The 15,692-nt window shown below is 56.8% G+C and carries 18 protein-coding genes and 1 tRNA gene; 6 read left to right on the forward strand and 13 right to left on the reverse strand.

Annotation, left to right across the window (positions count from 1 at the left end; genetic code table 11):
- Positions 1-28 precede the first annotated feature (28 nt).
- Together SYN7336_RS21510 and sixA are read right to left on the reverse strand one after the other, a co-directional pair.
- On the reverse strand, positions 29-736 hold the full coding sequence (locus SYN7336_RS21510; protein WP_017328017.1) for a uracil-DNA glycosylase family protein: 708 nt from the start codon (positions 734-736) through the stop codon (positions 29-31).
- Between the two features lie 83 nt (positions 737-819).
- Positions 820-1,341: a phosphohistidine phosphatase SixA gene (gene sixA / locus SYN7336_RS21515; RefSeq protein WP_017328018.1), complete on the reverse strand. Its 522-nt coding sequence runs from the start codon at positions 1,339-1,341 to the stop codon at positions 820-822.
- 103 nt (positions 1,342-1,444) lie between these two features.
- Here sixA and SYN7336_RS27210 point away from each other — a divergent pair, with 103 nt between their 5' ends.
- The 4 genes from SYN7336_RS27210 to ilvB all read left to right on the forward strand — a co-directional run bounded on the left by SYN7336_RS27210 (position 1,445) and on the right by ilvB (position 5,600).
- Positions 1,445-2,167, forward strand: a complete 723-nt coding sequence (locus SYN7336_RS27210; protein WP_017328019.1) for a 1-acyl-sn-glycerol-3-phosphate acyltransferase — start codon at positions 1,445-1,447, stop codon at positions 2,165-2,167.
- A 5-nt stretch (positions 2,168-2,172) separates the two neighbouring features.
- Positions 2,173-2,952 carry an alpha/beta fold hydrolase gene (locus tag SYN7336_RS27215; protein WP_017328020.1) on the forward strand — a complete coding sequence of 260 codons (780 nt, stop codon included), beginning with the start codon at positions 2,173-2,175 and terminating at the stop codon, positions 2,950-2,952.
- A 30-nt stretch (positions 2,953-2,982) separates the two neighbouring features.
- A complete protein-coding gene (locus tag SYN7336_RS21530) occupies positions 2,983-3,564 on the forward strand; it encodes a metal-binding protein (protein WP_017328021.1) in 582 nt (193 codons plus the stop codon).
- A gap of 242 nt (positions 3,565-3,806) precedes the next feature.
- Positions 3,807-5,600, forward strand: coding sequence for a biosynthetic-type acetolactate synthase large subunit (gene ilvB / locus SYN7336_RS21535; protein ID WP_038026172.1), 1,794 nt, complete (start codon positions 3,807-3,809; stop codon positions 5,598-5,600).
- A gap of 23 nt (positions 5,601-5,623) precedes the next feature.
- Here ilvB and grxC read toward each other — a convergent pair whose 3' ends face one another.
- The gene (grxC, locus tag SYN7336_RS21540) at positions 5,624-5,935 is read right to left on the reverse strand and encodes a glutaredoxin 3 (RefSeq protein WP_017328023.1); all 312 of its coding nucleotides are present in this window, start codon (positions 5,933-5,935) and stop codon (positions 5,624-5,626) included.
- A gap of 73 nt (positions 5,936-6,008) precedes the next feature.
- Positions 6,009-7,733, reverse strand: a complete 1,725-nt coding sequence (locus tag SYN7336_RS28400; protein ID WP_017328024.1) for a DEAD/DEAH box helicase — start codon at positions 7,731-7,733, stop codon at positions 6,009-6,011.
- Between the two features lie 182 nt (positions 7,734-7,915).
- On the opposite strand from SYN7336_RS28400, the gene SYN7336_RS29340 reads away from it, so the two are divergent.
- Positions 7,916-8,311: a DUF4280 domain-containing protein gene (locus SYN7336_RS29340; RefSeq protein WP_071590915.1), complete on the forward strand. Its 396-nt coding sequence runs from the start codon at positions 7,916-7,918 to the stop codon at positions 8,309-8,311.
- A gap of 91 nt (positions 8,312-8,402) precedes the next feature.
- On the opposite strand, the gene SYN7336_RS21555 is transcribed toward SYN7336_RS29340, so the two are convergent.
- The 8 genes from SYN7336_RS21555 to SYN7336_RS21590 all read right to left on the reverse strand — a co-directional run bounded on the left by SYN7336_RS21555 (position 8,403) and on the right by SYN7336_RS21590 (position 13,403).
- Positions 8,403-9,104, reverse strand: a complete 702-nt coding sequence (locus SYN7336_RS21555; protein ID WP_017328026.1) for a glutathione S-transferase N-terminal domain-containing protein — start codon at positions 9,102-9,104, stop codon at positions 8,403-8,405.
- 30 nt (positions 9,105-9,134) lie between these two features.
- Complete coding sequence (locus SYN7336_RS21560) at positions 9,135-9,326, reverse strand: hypothetical protein (RefSeq protein WP_227498558.1); 192 nt, start codon at positions 9,324-9,326, stop codon at positions 9,135-9,137.
- A gap of 93 nt (positions 9,327-9,419) precedes the next feature.
- Positions 9,420-9,492: transfer RNA gene (locus SYN7336_RS21565), tRNA-His, on the reverse strand.
- Positions 9,493-9,548: 56 nt separating this feature from the next.
- Positions 9,549-10,481, reverse strand: coding sequence for a hypothetical protein (locus SYN7336_RS21570; protein ID WP_017328028.1), 933 nt, complete (start codon positions 10,479-10,481; stop codon positions 9,549-9,551).
- Positions 10,471-10,875, reverse strand: a complete 405-nt coding sequence (gene speD, locus SYN7336_RS21575) for an adenosylmethionine decarboxylase (RefSeq protein ID WP_017328029.1) — start codon at positions 10,873-10,875, stop codon at positions 10,471-10,473. The genes SYN7336_RS21570 and speD overlap by 11 nt, the downstream gene beginning before the upstream one ends.
- Positions 10,876-10,950: 75 nt before the next feature.
- Positions 10,951-12,042, reverse strand: coding sequence for a radical SAM/SPASM domain-containing protein (locus SYN7336_RS21580; protein WP_017328030.1), 1,092 nt, complete (start codon positions 12,040-12,042; stop codon positions 10,951-10,953).
- 112 nt (positions 12,043-12,154) lie between these two features.
- A complete protein-coding gene (locus tag SYN7336_RS21585; RefSeq protein ID WP_017328031.1) occupies positions 12,155-12,853 on the reverse strand; it encodes a phosphoribosyltransferase in 699 nt (232 codons plus the stop codon).
- Positions 12,854-13,049: 196 nt separating this feature from the next.
- Positions 13,050-13,403 carry a hypothetical protein gene (locus tag SYN7336_RS21590; RefSeq protein ID WP_156820273.1) on the reverse strand — a complete coding sequence of 118 codons (354 nt, stop codon included), beginning with the start codon at positions 13,401-13,403 and terminating at the stop codon, positions 13,050-13,052.
- 274 nt (positions 13,404-13,677) lie between these two features.
- On the opposite strand from SYN7336_RS21590, the gene nadC reads away from it, so the two are divergent.
- On the forward strand, positions 13,678-14,550 hold the full coding sequence (gene nadC, locus SYN7336_RS21595) for a carboxylating nicotinate-nucleotide diphosphorylase (protein WP_017328033.1): 873 nt from the start codon (positions 13,678-13,680) through the stop codon (positions 14,548-14,550).
- On the opposite strand, the gene SYN7336_RS21600 is transcribed toward nadC, so the two are convergent.
- Positions 14,547-15,461, reverse strand: a complete 915-nt coding sequence (locus SYN7336_RS21600; protein ID WP_017328034.1) for an alpha/beta fold hydrolase — start codon at positions 15,459-15,461, stop codon at positions 14,547-14,549. The genes nadC and SYN7336_RS21600 overlap by 4 nt on opposite strands.
- Between the last annotated feature and the right edge of the window lie 231 nt (positions 15,462-15,692).

Raw genomic sequence — 15,692 nt, forward strand, 5'->3', positions numbered from 1 at the left:
CGACTAAGTAATACTTTAGAAATTGCTGCTAAAACTCCAGTCCCAACCCCAGCTCTTCGTACTTCGCCTTAACAGCCTGAATATCCTGCCACATCAACCATTTGGGACTGCCCGGTTTGCGAGATTGATTGCGCAGCAGATAAGCGGGGTGAAAAATCGGCATGGCCAGACGGCCTTCCCACTCAAACCACTGGCCGCGAATTTTCGTAATCCCCCGTTTTTCCTTCAGAATTGCACGCACGGCGGTTGCTCCCGTCAGCAAGATAATTTTGGGATCGATGATGCGAATTTGTTCCATTAAGTAAGGCTTGCAGGCTTCCATTTCAGCGGGGGTGGGGGCGCGATTGCCGGGGGGACGACATTTCACCACATTACAGATGTAGACATCTTCGGCAGGATCGAATGCGACAGACTGCAAAATTTTGTCTAATAACTGCCCCGATTTCCCCACAAAAGGCTTGCCCTGTTCGTCTTCGTTTTGGCCCGGACCCTCTCCAACAATCATCACAGCAGCGCTGGGGTTGCCCCGCTGTACGACAATATTGGTGCGACCGGTATGCAACTCGCACCGCTGGCACTGAGCGCAATGGGTGGCGAGCAGTTCCAAGCTGCTGTAGGTGCCGGGGGGGATCGGGATGCTGGCATCGTAGGGAATGCGATCGCGATCGACCTCGGGGGTCGGAGGTTGGGGATCGGACTCTAAATTGAATAGAGAGGGTTGCAGGTCTTCAGACATGATGGGGCGGCCAGGGGGGCAGGCAGATTGTAACCATTATTGCGTTTGAACTGGACGCCAAGCATCTCCTCCCATCCCTATCTTCATCGATCTCGAGCTCTTAGTTGCGTTCCCAGCATCGATTTGGGCGTTAGCAATTCCAGCAATACCCCTGCACCGAGTCGAATGCGCCCCCCCGGAAACTCGACACAAGCCAGACCTGCTTTTTTGAGCTGAATACTGCCACTGGCCTGCCCCCAAACAGCAAGTTCAATCCAGTTGGACAAATTGGGCTGGTGTCCCACCACTCCGATCGCTGTTGTCTCGGCATGCGATCGCCCCCAAGCCGCCAAGTCCGAAAACTCTCCCCCTGGAGCCAGCGCCTCGAACCGTTCCACATCGGCAGCTAACTGTGCTTCTACCAAGATCTGCGCTGTCTGTTTGGCCCGCAGCAACGGACTGGAGAGCAGGGCATCCCACCGATCTCCTCGGTCGTAGAGCCAGCGGGCGATTTGGGCAGTGCGATCGCGTCCCTTCGGCGTCAACTCGCGCTCGAATTCTTTGCGGTCTGGAGAGCGATCGACGGCAATCCCGTGACGGAAAAAATTAACTTTCAATGGCTCCATGGTCCGACTCCCACTGGGTATCATTACCCTACCCCCGCGCAAAGTTTCTTAAGATAGAGGAGAACTGCTGCGACCGAACCCTCCACCCCCATCCCATTCCACTGTGCTCGTCTCTGTCCTGCAACCCTCTCCCCTGCAATTAGCGGAAACCAGTTTGGCCCTCAGCCAAACCCAACTGACTGTCAGCGGACGCGATCGCATTCCGTCGGGGGCGATCGTTGCCATTAGCAATCACCGCAGCTTTATGGACCCCCTTGTGGTGATGGCTGCCCTGCAGCAGGACGTTCACTTTGCCTGTCATTACTTCATGACCCAAGTGCCCGGACTGCGGCAGGCGATCGATCGCATGGGCTGCATTCCCCTAGAGCAAGGGCGCAGCTGCCAAACTCGATTTTTCCGTCAAGCGGCTCGCCACCTCCATAGCGGCAGTGCCGTGGGGCTGTTCCCCGAAGGGGGCGAACATATGACCCGCCGCAGTCAGCCCCATCAAATGGCTCCGTTTCAGCGGGGGTTTGCCCATCTCGCCCTGCGATCGCGAGCTACCCCCCTGGCCATTCTGCCCCTGGCCATCCGCGTCCGCCGCGAAATCTCCGCCCCCGACTTACCCATGTTCCTGTTTCGCTGGTTCGACCCTGAAGAACCCATCTTTCAAACCCGCCAGGGTCACCCAGTCGTGCTATACCGAGAAGTCGATGTAGCCATTGCTCCTCCCATCTGGATCGATGCTGCCGATCGCCAGCAGGCTCGCGGTCCTCAGGCCAACGACGCGATCGATTGCCTCGTCGGCCGCGCTCAAACCTCTATCCAACAACTTCTCGACCCATAACCTGCATGATTCAATCCCCTACTGCCCTACCCGATCGCCGCCGCGATCGCCCTCCACTGGTGTACTTACCCGGCATGGACGGCACTGGGGATCTGTTTTATCGGCAAGCTCGACAGTTGGCCTCCCAGTTTGAGATTCGCAATTTCAGTTTTAATGCCTCCCCCGTTCGCAGTTGGTTCCATCTCGCCGAATCAGTGCGCGATCGCCATCTCGCCGACGGTCCCGCGATTCTCTGCGGCGAATCGTTTGGGGGCTGTCTGGCGTTACAAGTGGCGGCTCAATACCCCGATCGCGTGGCTGGTTTGATTGCGATCAATTCGGCCTCTGCCTTTCGTCACAACGCCCTGATGTGGACTGCTTGCCACCTGCTGCGAACGGTCCCCGAAACGATCTTGAACGCCCTGATGGAAAAGGGACTCCACTGGTTGGCTGAAATTCCTCGCTTGCAACAGGAAGACCGCCAGCGCTTTTTACAGGCCATGCGATCGGTTAATAAGAAAGCAGTGCTGGAACGATTGCACCTCTTGCAACAGTTCGATGCGCAGACATTGCCGCTAGAGCAGTTTGAGTGTCCCACCCTGCTGCTGGCCAGTCAGCGCGATCGCATTTTGCCCTCAGTCAAAGAGGCTCGCAAACTCGCCCGACGCCTGCCCAACGCCACGCTGGAAGTGCTGCCAAAGAGCGGCCACGCCTGTTTGTTAGAGCGGGAGCTCGACTTGGCGGCGATCGCCCACACCTCGAACTGGATTGCTCCCGCGCTCGCCAACTGTGCCAATTTTGGCTAAGTTCGGGCTCAGGTGAACCCCCTGTGATGAATGCCCTCCGGTCGCACCCACGATCGCATTACCCTCTGGAGCCTGCCTGCCGTCACCCTGGTGGCAGGATTGCTTTCTGGCAGCGCGGCGATCGCCTTAGCCGTGGGGGCAGCCTTTCTCTTCTCCGGCTTGATGTTCAGTGGCGATCTGGATACGCGATCGCATCAATACCAGCGTTGGCTGTGGCTCCGCTGGATTTGGCTGCCCTACCGCCGCCTGTGCAAACACCGCTCGGTTTGGTCCCACGGCCCCATTCTCGGTACCGGGATTCGGATTGTTTACCTAGCCCTCTGGCTCGCTCTGCCCGTCCTCGGCATTCTGTATTTAGGACATCGCTTGCACGGGTGGCCCTGGCAACCCCTAAATTGGCTGCAGCAGGGCTGGGCTTGGGCACAATCTCCTGCAGGAGACTCGGGATATCCTAACAGCTGTGTGCTCGCGGGGGTAGCGATCGGCCTCGAAATTGGGGCCATGAGTCATTCCCTCAGCGATTGGACGGGCTCTAGCTGGAAGCGCTGGCGATCGCCCGTGCGACACACTCCAGACTGGTCGTCCGCGAAGTCTCGAGACCGACGGAGGTGAGAGTCTGCCTCCATTTGTCATCAATCGCAAGAAAATGAAATTATTTCAGGTATTGATAACTACAGAATCGAGAAAACCTGTTAGACTAAGAGCTCAATAAATTCTTGCTGAGTTCGATCGCGGTATTTAGACAGTGTTTTCTCAGACACTGGTTTGTTCTCTAAGATACTGGTTCTGAATGGAACACTGACTGAGGCGATCGACCCCCTCGCTAACATTTGCATCAACGCTGGAGACTACTCGTGGCAACAGGTGGATACGCGCTGGTCGATAGTCTGCGCCGCCAGGGAGTAAAGCATATTTTCGGCTACCCCGGTGGGGCTATTCTGCCCATCTACGACGAACTCTATAAGGCTGAAGCCGAGGGAGATATCCAACATTTCCTCGTCCGCCACGAGCAAGGGGCCAGTCACGCTGCCGACGGCTACGCCCGCGCTACTGGCAAAGTGGGAGTGTGTTTTGCAACCTCCGGTCCCGGAGCCACCAACCTCGTCACCGGGCTCGCTACGGCCTACATGGACTCGATCCCGATGGTGGCCATTACCGGCCAAGTGCCTCGCCACGCCATCGGCACCGACGCTTTCCAAGAGACCGATACCTTTGGCATTACCCTGCCTGCGGTCAAGCATTCCTATGTCATCCGCGATCTAAACGACATCAGCCGCATCGTTGCCGAAGCGTTCCACATCGCCCAAACCGGACGACCCGGTCCCGTTCTGATCGACGTGCCTAAAGATGTCGGTCTGGAAGAATTTGACTACACCCCTGTCAGTGGCATCCGCCTGCCGGGTTACAAGCCCAATGTCCGAGGCAATCCTCGCCAGATCCACGCTGCCGCCAAAGCTCTATTGGCCGCTCAGCAGCCGTTACTCTACGCCGGTGGCGGTGCCATCACCTCGGGCGCTCACCAGGAATTGCACCAACTGGCAGAACTGCTCCAAATTCCCGTCACCACCACCCTGATGGGCAAAGGGGCCTTCGATGAGAACCATCCTCTGTCGGTGGGTATGTTGGGCATGCACGGCACTGCCTACGCCAACTACACGGTCGCCGAATGCGATCTCCTGGTGGCCGTAGGAGCGCGGTTTGACGATCGCGTCACTGGCAAGTTGGAGGAATTTGCCTCCCGCGCCAAGGTGATTCACATCGACATCGATCCCGCTGAAGTGGGCAAAAATCGCGGCCCGGAGATTCCCATTGTCGGAGATGTGCGGACGGTCTTAATTGACCTGCTGGCTCAACTCAATAAGATGACTGTGCCCCAGCAGAAAACTCGTGCTTGGCTCGATCGAATCGATCGCTGGAAAGCCGACTATCCTCTGGTGGTTCCCACCTACGAAGGAATGCTTTCCCCCCAACAAGTCATCGACGCCTTCCGCCGCCATGCCCCCACTGCTTACTACACCACCGATGTGGGCCAACACCAAATGTGGGCCGCTCAATTTTTGCGCAACGGGCCGCGTCAGTGGATCTCGAGTGCGGGATTGGGCACGATGGGCTACGGCTACCCTGCAGCGCTGGGGGTGAAGGTGGCACTGCCGGAGGAAGAGGTAATTTGCATCAGTGGCGATGCCAGCTTCCAGATGAACCTACAGGAGTTGGGGACAGCAGCTCAATACGGCATTGGCGCCAAGGTTGCCATTATCAACAACCAGTGGCAGGGGATGGTGCGCCAGTGGCAGGAGAGTTTCTACGGCCAGCGCTATTCCCACTCCAACATGGCCGCTGGAATGCCCGATTTTGTCAAGCTGGCCGAGGCCTTTGGGGTGAAGGGCATTATGGCCGACCATCCCGACCAGTTGGAAGATGCGATGCAGGAGTTTGTGCGGGCAGAAGGCCCGGTTTTGGCAGATTTTCGCGTACATCGCGAGGAAAATTGCTATCCGATGGTGGCTCCGGGTCGGTCCAATGCCAACATGCTGGGCATTCCCGATCGCAAGCTAGAACGGGCAGCAGAGCTGATCTACTGCCCCAGTTGCAATGCCAAGAACCCCGCCAGCCACAACTTTTGTGTCGATTGCGGGACCAAGCTGTAGCGATTTCCAGCAGGCGCGATCGCTTAGCTGACAGCCTGCTGCAATAGTGAATCCAGTTGTTTCTGGGCATTCAGGCTGTGCAGGTCGTCGCAGCCGCCAATGTGTCGATTGTTGATGAAGATTTGGGGGACGGTGCGGCGTCCGTTGGCGCGCTCGGCCATCTTCGTGCGGGCGGCTTCGTCGCCATCAATTTTGTATTCGGTGTAGTCAACCCCTTTGAGCCACAGCAGCAGCTTGGCTCGGATGCAGTAGGGACAGGTTTGCCACGTGTAGATTTCGACGTTGGCGTGGATATTGTCGGGTTTCTGACCCATGAGGCGTTGGATGAGATTCATGCTGCGGTTTTCCTATCTACTCTGAACGATGCTGTTTTAACCTGAAATTGCAGCATTCGCCCATCGATTAGATTCAGCTCATTTTTTGCTTCAGAAACGAAATCAGCTGACTGGCCAATCCTCTCGTCAGGCGGCGGCTGGCAATATTGGCGGGAATCTCCACCCCCTGAGCGTCGTAAAACTCCCGTAAAGCTTCAGCCGATTCAATGTGTTGGAGCTGTTCCATCACCTGCCGATACAACTCTGGTTCGTCGGGTTCGATGCGACGCAGGAGGCTGCGAATATAGCTTTGTTGCATTTCGGTAGCAGGACGATCGCGCCAATCTGCAGCTCGGTCTAGCAATATTGTCGCAAATCGCAAATGGCGATCGATCCAGGCATCGGCAATTTCAACCAGATGTTGCAAGGCGGGGGCTGCTGCCAGTTCTTTCAGCTTGTATTTGCTGACGTGAACTAGACTCGCTCCCGTATCGGCAGTGTAATGAATTTGCAGCAGGTCGCCACCATATTTGGGTTCCTGCTCGGGAATTTTGAGAAACCAACTGCCTTTCGCCAGAGGCGTCCACTCGAACCGACCGGGCAATGTGGCCTCCGCCGACAGGAGCAAATCTACAATCTCCACATCCATCCGATGCAGCAAATTTGCTTCTCGCTGCAAGCGCTCGATCTCCGCTCGCTCTTTTTCTTTCACCCGCTGACAGACGCCCACCTGCGATAAATCGGTTCGGGCTGCCAAGCCAAATAGTTTGTGAACCGTTTGGATGTTGTGCCGCCTCGTGTTGTCCGCAATATCGATAATCAGACAGTCAGTTTTGCCGTCAGCTTTGCGAGTCCCGCGCCCCAGTGTTTGGGTAAACAGCAGGGAAGACTGGGTGGGACGGGCCATAATTAAACACTGCAGATGTGGATAATCCCACCCTTCTGTCAGGACGAGACAATTGGTCAGAATTGGCAATTGCCCCGCTTGAAACTGCGCGATCGCCGCCTGTCGATCGCCCCTCGACTGCCGCCCGCTCACCGTTGCCGCCGCAATCCCAAATTGCCGAAAGGTTTCTGCCACCTGCAGCGCATGTTGCACCGAGACGCAATACACCACCGCCTGCCGCCCCTCTCCATAGCGCATCCACCCTTCCACGATCGACTGGTTGCGAGCGCTAGTGTTAACCGCTTTCTCCAACTCCCCCACCACAAAATCCCCCTGTCGCGATCGCACTCCATCTAAGTCCAGCTCCGTCTGCAAGCGCACGGCCCGCAAATCGCAGAGATAGTCGGGAATCAAGTCGGGCAGCGATCGCGTAAAACACAATTCCTCAAACACTTCCCCCAATCCCACCCGTTTATCCCGCTCGGGCGTGGCGGTCACCCCCAGGCATTTCGCGCCCGCAGAGGTGAGGCGATCGATCGTCAGTTGCCAACTGCGGGCAGGGGCATGATGGGCTTCGTCCACCACTACTAAGCCGATCGCAGCGGGATCGATGCGATCGAGTCGGCGATACAGCGATGGAATACTGGCCACCACCACTTGCTTATCCAACTCCTCCCGCTGCCGCTGCACGATGCCAATCTCGACTTGAGGCCACACCTGCTGAATTTTGGCAACAGCCTGTTGCAATAATTCTTGACGGTGAACCAGGACAAACCCCTGCCTGCTCTGACCCCGCAAGCGCTGCTTTAGCAGATGGGCGAAGACAATCGTCTTACCGGACCCCGTCGCCATTTGAACGAGGGTGCGATCGCAGTGCTCCCAACTGGACTCGATCGCGGCGATCGCTAACGTTTGGTAAGGTCTGAGCTGCATTCCATCAGAAAAAATCCCCCCCAAAATGTAACTCGACTGGGTTTCGGTCCGCTATCAGACATCGCTGGCGCACGGGCAGCTCCGATCTGTTGAAAGTTAGGCAGTAAAGTAGGGCATTACCCTGTCAGTTGCTCAATTTCAATCGTTTGCAATCCGCTGTATTTGCCAAGAGGATTTCGATCGTGCCAATACAAACCTGCATGGGGGCAACCCTGCAATGCATTCCCTTTGGCTCGGCCCCCAGCAGCCTAGTCGTGATTCCCAAGGGTCCGCCAGTGGTCACCCCCACCCCACCAGCAGCCACCATCATGGACTTTGTCCCGCTCGTAAATATTCTTCCCTTCGGAACCTGTACGTCCCTAGCCAATCCGACGGTGGCATCGGCAACCGCTGCAGCCTTAGGGGTGCTGACCCCCATGCCCTGCATTCCCGTGCCGACCGGTCCCTGGAAGCCAGGAGCGGTCAAAGTAACGGTCAACAACTTCCCCGCTTTACCCAATACCGCCGTCTGCAATTGTGCTTGGGGAGGGGTCATCAAGATCTCCAGCCCCGGCCAAACTAAGGTTATGGTGACTTAGGGTTGGCTCGAAACAAGAGATTTTTGCCGTCGAGCGCGCTTTCGGCAGCGAGGTTCGCAGGGAAAGAAACAGGATCGGCTGAGGCAAAAACCTAACTGGGTTTCTCGGCCCGGGTTTGACCGAACAGGATCTTCTTCGCCTCTGCGCTCATCCCTTTAGAGCTGTTGATTTCCTTTGCCTTAGCATAAGCGCGCTGCACTGCCGGTCGGGCGGCGATCGCCTCAAACCAGCGCTCGAGGTTGGGAACATCTGCCAAATCTTGCCCCTGACTTCGGTAGGGCACAATCCACGGATAGGCAGCCATATCGGCGATCGAGTACTCGCCTGCGACAAACTCGCGCTCGGCCAGCCGGGTATTCAGGACGTTGTAGAGACGAGTGGTTTCTTGGACGTAGCGATCGATCGCGTAGGGAATCTTCTCCGGTGCATACTGGCTGAAATGGTGGTTTTGTCCCAGCATTGGTCCCAAGCCACCCACTTGCCAAAAGAGCCACTGCATCACCTCGTAGCGCTGGCGCAGATCGGCAGGCAGGAACTGGCCCGTTTTCTCAGCTAGGTAGGTCAAGATTGCGCCTGACTCGAACAGGGCAATGGGATCGCCGCCATCGCTGGGGGAGCGATCGACGATCGCCGGAATTCGGTTGTTGGGGGAAATCGCGAGAAATTCGGGTGCGAACTGATCCCCCCGACCGATATTGACGGGGACGATCTCGTAGGGAACTTCGGCCTCCTCCAGAAAAATCGTAATTTTGTGGCCGTTTGGAGTCGTCCAATAATACAGTTCGACGGTCATGCAGCGCTCCCTCTCCTGACAGATGTCCGGCTATCTCTTCTTCCATCTGAGCAACTGAGTCGTCAGTCCAAAAATAACAGCAGCTACTCCAAAACCGCAGGCAATCCAGCCAATCGTGAGGCCGAGCTCGTTATTGCCATCGTAAATAAACACCACCACACCCCCCAACAACAGACAGAGTAAGGTGCAAATCACTGCGCCAAATTTGATGGCTCGCATCACGCTCGGTTTCCTCTCACTCTGACAGTCAATCCTCTTCAGATGGGCATGCCAACGGTAGGCAATAGGCCGAGTTCGCATTCGAGTTGAGACAAGGGCGGACGATGGGAATCGAACCCACGAATGTCGGAACCACAATCCGATGCCTTAACCACTTGGCTACGCCCGCCGTACCGATTAGGCTTTAGTAGTTTAGCATCGGCTGTTTCCTCGTGTCACCGACTCCTAAAGCGTTGTGCTGAGGTCGTCGATATCGGCGAGGGTAAAGGGACGGTTTTCGGCGGCGATCGCCGCTCGCAAATATTTCGGCACCTGCAACGTACCCAGGAGGGTCTCTCCATCCATCAACCGGAAACCGCCGTGGCTGTTTTGAGCTAACAGGCGATCGATCGCGGCGGGGTCGGGACGAGAGTCAAATGGTTTGGCTGAGGCTAGGACGAACCCCCAGGGGACGGTGAAGCTGGGAATGTAGGCGATCGCCGTTTGGGTGTAGGGAAAGACGCTGCGGAGGGTGGCGAGGGTGCGAGCAAACAATTCAATTTGGACGGGGGAGGCGGACCCCGCTTGCATCGCAAAGACACCATCGGGGGCGAGGATGGCTTGAACTTGTGCGTAGAATTCCCGCACGAACAGTTTGACGGCCGGACCAGATTCCACCGGTTCGGACAGATCGTCCACAATCAAATCCCAACGCTCGTCGGTTGTGGCGACGTATTGGAGGGCGTCGCCAATGATGACTTCCACCCGAGGATCGTCCCAAGCATTGGCGTGCATTTCTGGCAGATACGTCCGGCAGGCGTCCACCACTTCGCCATCGATATCCACCATCGCCACTCGTTCGACGGACTGCCAGCGCAACACCTCCCGCACGGTGGCCCCTTCGCCGCCCCCCAAGATCAGTACGTTGCGGAGGGTTTGGCAAGCAACAGCGGCAGGATGCACGAGGGTTTCGTGATAGATAAACTCGTCGGCGGCGGTCGATTGCAGCTTCCCATCCAGAATCAGGGTTTTACCATAGGTGCCGTGCTCGACAATTTGCAGGTCTTGAACGGCGGTGGTGCGGTGCAGCAACAGCCGCTTGATGCCGTGCAGGTGAACCTCCCACTCGTTCGCGATGTCGTTGAGCCAGAAGGTTGCGGGGGCAAGCTTAACGGACATGAGAGGTCCTCCGATCGCTGGCAGCTGCGGTGGCGGCCGTCGGCGTAGCGCGGATGTGGCGGGCGATGCTTTGGTAGGAGTGACTGCTGGCTTTAAAGGCGCAGATCAGGTATTGGCAAGCGGCGTCCGGTTGAGCGCTGGTGCCGCAGGTAAAGGCATCAATCGCCACATACCCCTCTTCCGGCCAAGTGTGAACGGAGAGGTGAGATTCGGCCAGTAAGGCGATCGCCGTAATGCCGCAGGGCTCGAATTGATGGTTGATGTCTCGGATGAGGGTGGCTTGCGATCGCGCGACGGCTTCTTTGAGGGTTTGTTTCACAAAGGCCAAATCATTGAGTAGATCGGGCGGACAGCCATATAAATCTAAGATGCAGTGAATGCCAGCGATCGCCAACGAAGTATCCCCATCACACAGCGAAGGTCGTTCGGAGTTCTCCCCAACGTTTTCCTATAGTAATTTTTTTTGTCCTCAAACCTCTCCCCACCCCGGCTGCAAGCGACGCATCAGGGGGGTATAGATCTTAAAGTAGGCGATCGATGCCAACTGCCGAGCCACCGCCTTCTGCCGCGTATCCGCCCCAATGCATCTCTGACAGGCTGGATTTGTCACCTGCAGGCGATCGAACCCCTGCCGCAAGGCACAAGCAGGGCGATCGTTCAACACTTCCGCCAGAGGCCGATCTACCACCGTTCCCAGCGGAATTATCCCCTCATAATCCTTACAACAGGGCACCACCGTTCCGTCATACAGCACTCCCGCCTGACTCGACGCCCCATTACAGGTGCCAAACTTCGCCGGAATCACGGCAGCCCCCAACTCCACATTCCCCCAACTATCCAGCGGGAACGTTTCCAAGCCTAACTTGGGGTGTAACTCCACCACCTGCCAGCGTCCCGGTTTGTGCTGGCGAATCTGCTGCTCCATCCACTGGCGATCGGGCGGATCGGGATAGCCCTCAAACAGGATGTCAGCCCATCGATTCAATTCCACCTGCATGTGTTCTCGCCCTTCCACAATTTTGAGCGGCTTGTGGGGAACTAAAAACGGATGGGGGGTGGAATCCAAAAACTTGATATTGACTCGCGTTTTAGAATGCTGGTCCGCAAGGTTGGTTTGGACGTACTGAGTGATGCCGTCAAAGTAGCGATCGGGCTGGAGGCGGGGGGGCGCACCGCGAATGGTAAAGGTCTCGGTATCGGGGGTTTGCAGCGAGATGGTGACCTTAGGAATGCCGGAGGCGACGAGGCGCTCCACATGGTCGGGACGGATGGCAAAGGTGCTGCCGTTGGTGGTGAGGTGTAATTCCAGCTCGCGTTCTACGGCTAAGGCAATCGCCTCAAAGATATGGGGATAAATGAGGGGCTCCCCCATCAGGTGAAAGGTGACGATCTTCGCCAGTTGCCCCTCGGCAATTTCGTCCAACAGCCGTTCTAACAACCCCAAGTCCATGTGCCCCCGCTTGCGCTCCATAATCGCATCGGGGCAAAATTCACATTTGAAATTACAGACATTGGTGACTTCAATGTGGAGGCGATCGAGACGGGGAAGGGTAGCGGGCATGGGCTGGATTCCTCAATCTGCGCGTGCGGGCAAACCCCAGTGAAAACTGCGATCGCGCTGTATCAGACCCTTGTATCTTACAAGCGCCTAAAAAGCTATGATTCCAATCCGCCTAATAGCTGCAGGCATGGGACTTCACCGCGACGCGATCGCTGGCTGGCAACGATTGATTCGCCCATTCGAGTAACTGCTGCACTTCTCGATCGCAGGTTTGATCGAAGTGGTCGTACCACAGGCCGATAGCATAAAATGGTTCGGGGGTTCTCAAGCAAATTAATCGATCCACCTCTCGCTGCAGTTCCCGACAGGTGTCTAGCGGTGCCACCGGCACGGCAGCGATGATTTCGCGAGGATGGTACTGACGCAATGTGGCAATGGCCGCCTGGAACGTTGCCCCCGTAGCAATGCCGTCATCGACTAACAGGACTGTCTTGCCCGTCAGGTTGGGAAAGGGTCGATTGCCCCGATACAGTTGCTCGCGGCGAGCGAGTTCTTGCTGCTCCCGCTCCAACACGGGCTCAATTGCCGCTGCAGAAATGCCCAGTTGACTGACTAAGTCCCAATTAATCCACTGGATGCCGCCAGGGGCGATCGCCCCCATCGCCAATTCTTCCTGCCCCGGCACCCCCAGCTTGCGCGCCAAACAGATATCTAAAGGCAGGTGTAAGGCTGTTGCAATCTCAAACGCCACTGGCACGCCCCCCCGAGGCAAGCCCAACACAATTGCATTGGGATGGTTGGCATAAGCTTGCAGCCGCACCGCTAGCAATTGGCCTGCTTCAATGCGATCGACAAATTTCGCGGTAGTCATTTAGGCGTTCTCCCTGCTCGATATCTGAATGCCACTTCTCCTTGCAATGCAAAAGGTCGAATTTCAATCGTTTTGAACCGGACTCAACTCAACAGTGACTCAGCACACTCTCTTGGCTGAAGGGGGCAGCGGTCAGCTCTCGAAACAACGGTGGCACGCTCTCGGTAGGGCCATCTGCCAAATTGGCGATCGCATCTCAGTTCGCCACCGTTGTGGTGCTATCCAGCAGTGCGGACTGTTCGATCGCGTCCGACCACAACAGCAGTGCAAACGCTACTTTCAGTAACTCCGCCAGTGGTTCGCGGACAAAGGCTCGCGATCGCAGCCCCAGACCCAGCAAACTGTCCATCGGTGTTGACAGAGTACTGGGCAAAAACAACACTTCCGGTAATGTTGTTAACAGCCGCATAAATAGAGGTCTCGACTCGGTAAGATAGGGCTCGCGAGGTTTCTCAACCGAAGCCGCAGCGGGGCTATCCCACCAATAGCTGGCCACATCGCGATTGTTGTCCCCTTCCCCTTGCCTTGCAAGCGAAGATTTACCAACCACGATCTCCGTTCCCTCCCTGTGAGTGGTTCCAATCGGGGGATGGGAGGCTCGTTTGAAGGCAATGCCGAGTCTGCTGCCCCCCTTCATGCTAACGAACTTCTCAGGGATCGATAAGCTCCATTTCATGCCCTCTTCTGATGCGTATCTTGACATACGCCTAGAGTCGAGAACTGGTATCATATCCTCACTAATCACCTAAATTGGACTGCCGTTCGATGGGTCGCTTCCGTCTCTGCCCCGCGTTAGTCTGCCAGTCGGTCTTTACGTGCCCAACATGCCCGTCCCCTTACCGCCACCTACTCTCCTGAATTCCCTCATCCACAACTGGCTGTGCGAAGACTGGGGACGGGGCGATCGCACTACCCTCAGCCTGTTCCCCGACCCCGCTCGATCCCCCCACTGGACCGCCCGCATTTGTCTGAAGCGATCGGGCCTTGTCGCCGGACTCCCCATTACTCGCAAGGTCTGGCAACAGGTAGCCAAAGAATACGAAGTCCCCGCCATTGAATGGGAAGCGTTGGTGGAGGAAGGGACTGCCTGCGAAGCGGGAACCGTCTTAGCCCGAGTCAGTGCGCCCGCCGCAATTTTGCTAATGGGGGAGCGGGTGGCGCTCAATCAATTGGGACACTTGAGCGGGATTGCCACGCTGACACGGCAGTATGTAGAGGCGATCGCCGATCTACCCGCACAACTGGTGGATACCCGCAAAACTCGACCGGGGCTGCGGGACTTAGAAAAATATGCCGTTGCTGTCGGAGGGGGTACCAATCATCGCTTCGGCTTAGATGACGCCGTCATGCTCAAAGACAATCACATCCTGGCCGCTGGAGGCATCGCTGCCGCAGTCCGAGCCGTGCGGGCACGCGCCCCCTACCCCCTCGCGATCGAAGTCGAGACTGAAACGTTAGAGCAAGTGGAAGCAGCGATCGCCGCTGGAGCCGATATCGTCATGCTCGACAATATGCCGCTGGAGCCGATGGCCCGAGCCCTGGAGATTGTGGCAGGTCGAGCCAAAACCGAAGCCTCGGGCAACATCACTCTCGAACGCATTCGCAGCGTCGCCGAATTGGGGGTCGATTATGTCTCCACCAGCGCCACCATCATGCAAGCCACTTGGCTGGATGTGGGGCTAGATTTTGTTGTCTAATCTGCCAAGCCCGCAAACGCGAGGATAGACTCGGCGGTTTCCTGCGACTTTTCCAAGTGGGGGACGTGGCCGCAGTCAGGAATCCACTGCAGGTTGCTGTTGGCGATCGCCTGTTCGAACTTGGCCGCATCTTGCCTGCCCAAAATGCGATCGTTTTCCCCCCAGATAATTAACGTTTCGGGTTCGAGTTGAGCAATGCGGTCTGCTAAAAACGTATAGCCGCGACTCTTGGCAAAGGCGATCGTTGCCCGCCGCCAGCCTTCGCATTCTAGATGCAAGGCCGCACAGATGGCTGCATCGCGAGAAGCAAAGGCGCGATCGTGGTAGGCCAGTTTGCTAATGCGATCGCGCACCCAACCATTCCGCAACACTTCCGAAGCGAGCCAGTCGAGCGGCGGCACCATTAACTTCGCTTCGCTGCCCCCCTTGGCAAACCCAGCACTATCCAGCAACACGAGCTGTTGGACTGAGTCGGGATAGGTCAGGGCAAAGTCGATTGCCGCTGCCCCACCCATCGACGCGCCCACCAATACCATCGGCTGGCCGATCGCCTCTTGCCAAAAGTGATAGAGGTGCGTCAGGATCTCTTGCGGTGTAAAGGCCAGGGATTGGGGGCGATCGGTGAAGCCAAACCCCAGTAAATCTACAGCCCACACTTGAGTGCGATCGGCCAACAGGGGCAACAGTCGCCGAAATTCAAACACAGAACTATCGAAGCCGTGCAGCAGCAGGATCGGCAGCGGGCCTCGACCGCGTCGCACAAACGTTGTGGGAATGGGCTCGGGCAGTAGCGCGGTTGGCAGTTCCAGTTGTTCGATGCTGCGGGCTAATGCTAGGGAGGTTGTCTCGGTTAGGTGTTGGGCGAGAGCGGGAAGCTGAAATGATGAAATCTGCTGTCGAACCTGAGGCATTGCGTCATTCTGGAGCGGTACGGCTTCAGCTCATGGTAAGCCAATTCCGGTAAGCCTCTGCGGCTCAGTATAACCGATAGATCGGTACGGAACTGCAGCTAGACCCCAGTCATTAACGGCTGGGGGTCTTTATAATGGGTGTGATTCAGGGCACAATAGTTTCGGGAGGCTTACTAACAACAGATAATTTCACATCGATCTGTTGTGGAGTGATACGCGAATATAATGCAA

It is taken from the genome of Synechococcus sp. PCC 7336, assembly GCF_000332275.1.
Taxonomy (GTDB): Bacteria; Cyanobacteriota; Cyanobacteriia; order Thermostichales; family PCC-7336; genus PCC-7336.

Bases quoted from the DNA above. Each gene is read 5' to 3' on its own strand.
- SYN7336_RS21580 (WP_017328030.1), bottom strand. From the start codon at position 12,042: ATGCCCGCTACCCTTCCCCGTCTCGATCGCCTCCACATTGAAGTCACC.
- SYN7336_RS28400 (WP_017328024.1), bottom strand. From the start codon at position 7,733: ATGCAGCTCAGACCTTACCAAACGTTAGCGATCGCCGCGATCGAGTCC.
- SYN7336_RS21600 (WP_017328034.1), bottom strand. From the start codon at position 15,461: ATGCCTCAGGTTCGACAGCAGATTTCATCATTTCAGCTTCCCGCTCTC.
- SYN7336_RS27215 (WP_017328020.1), top strand. From the start codon at position 2,173: ATGATTCAATCCCCTACTGCCCTACCCGATCGCCGCCGCGATCGCCCT.
- SYN7336_RS21510 (WP_017328017.1), bottom strand. From the start codon at position 736: ATGTCTGAAGACCTGCAACCCTCTCTATTCAATTTAGAGTCCGATCCC.
- SYN7336_RS21555 (WP_017328026.1), bottom strand. From the start codon at position 9,104: ATGACCGTCGAACTGTATTATTGGACGACTCCAAACGGCCACAAAATT.
- nadC (WP_017328033.1), top strand. From the start codon at position 13,678: ATGCCCGTCCCCTTACCGCCACCTACTCTCCTGAATTCCCTCATCCAC.
- sixA (WP_017328018.1), bottom strand. From the start codon at position 1,341: ATGGAGCCATTGAAAGTTAATTTTTTCCGTCACGGGATTGCCGTCGAT.
- SYN7336_RS21530 (WP_017328021.1), top strand. From the start codon at position 2,983: ATGCCCTCCGGTCGCACCCACGATCGCATTACCCTCTGGAGCCTGCCT.
- SYN7336_RS21570 (WP_017328028.1), bottom strand. From the start codon at position 10,481: ATGTCCGTTAAGCTTGCCCCCGCAACCTTCTGGCTCAACGACATCGCG.
- grxC (WP_017328023.1), bottom strand. From the start codon at position 5,935: ATGAATCTCATCCAACGCCTCATGGGTCAGAAACCCGACAATATCCAC.
- SYN7336_RS21585 (WP_017328031.1), bottom strand. From the start codon at position 12,853: ATGACTACCGCGAAATTTGTCGATCGCATTGAAGCAGGCCAATTGCTA.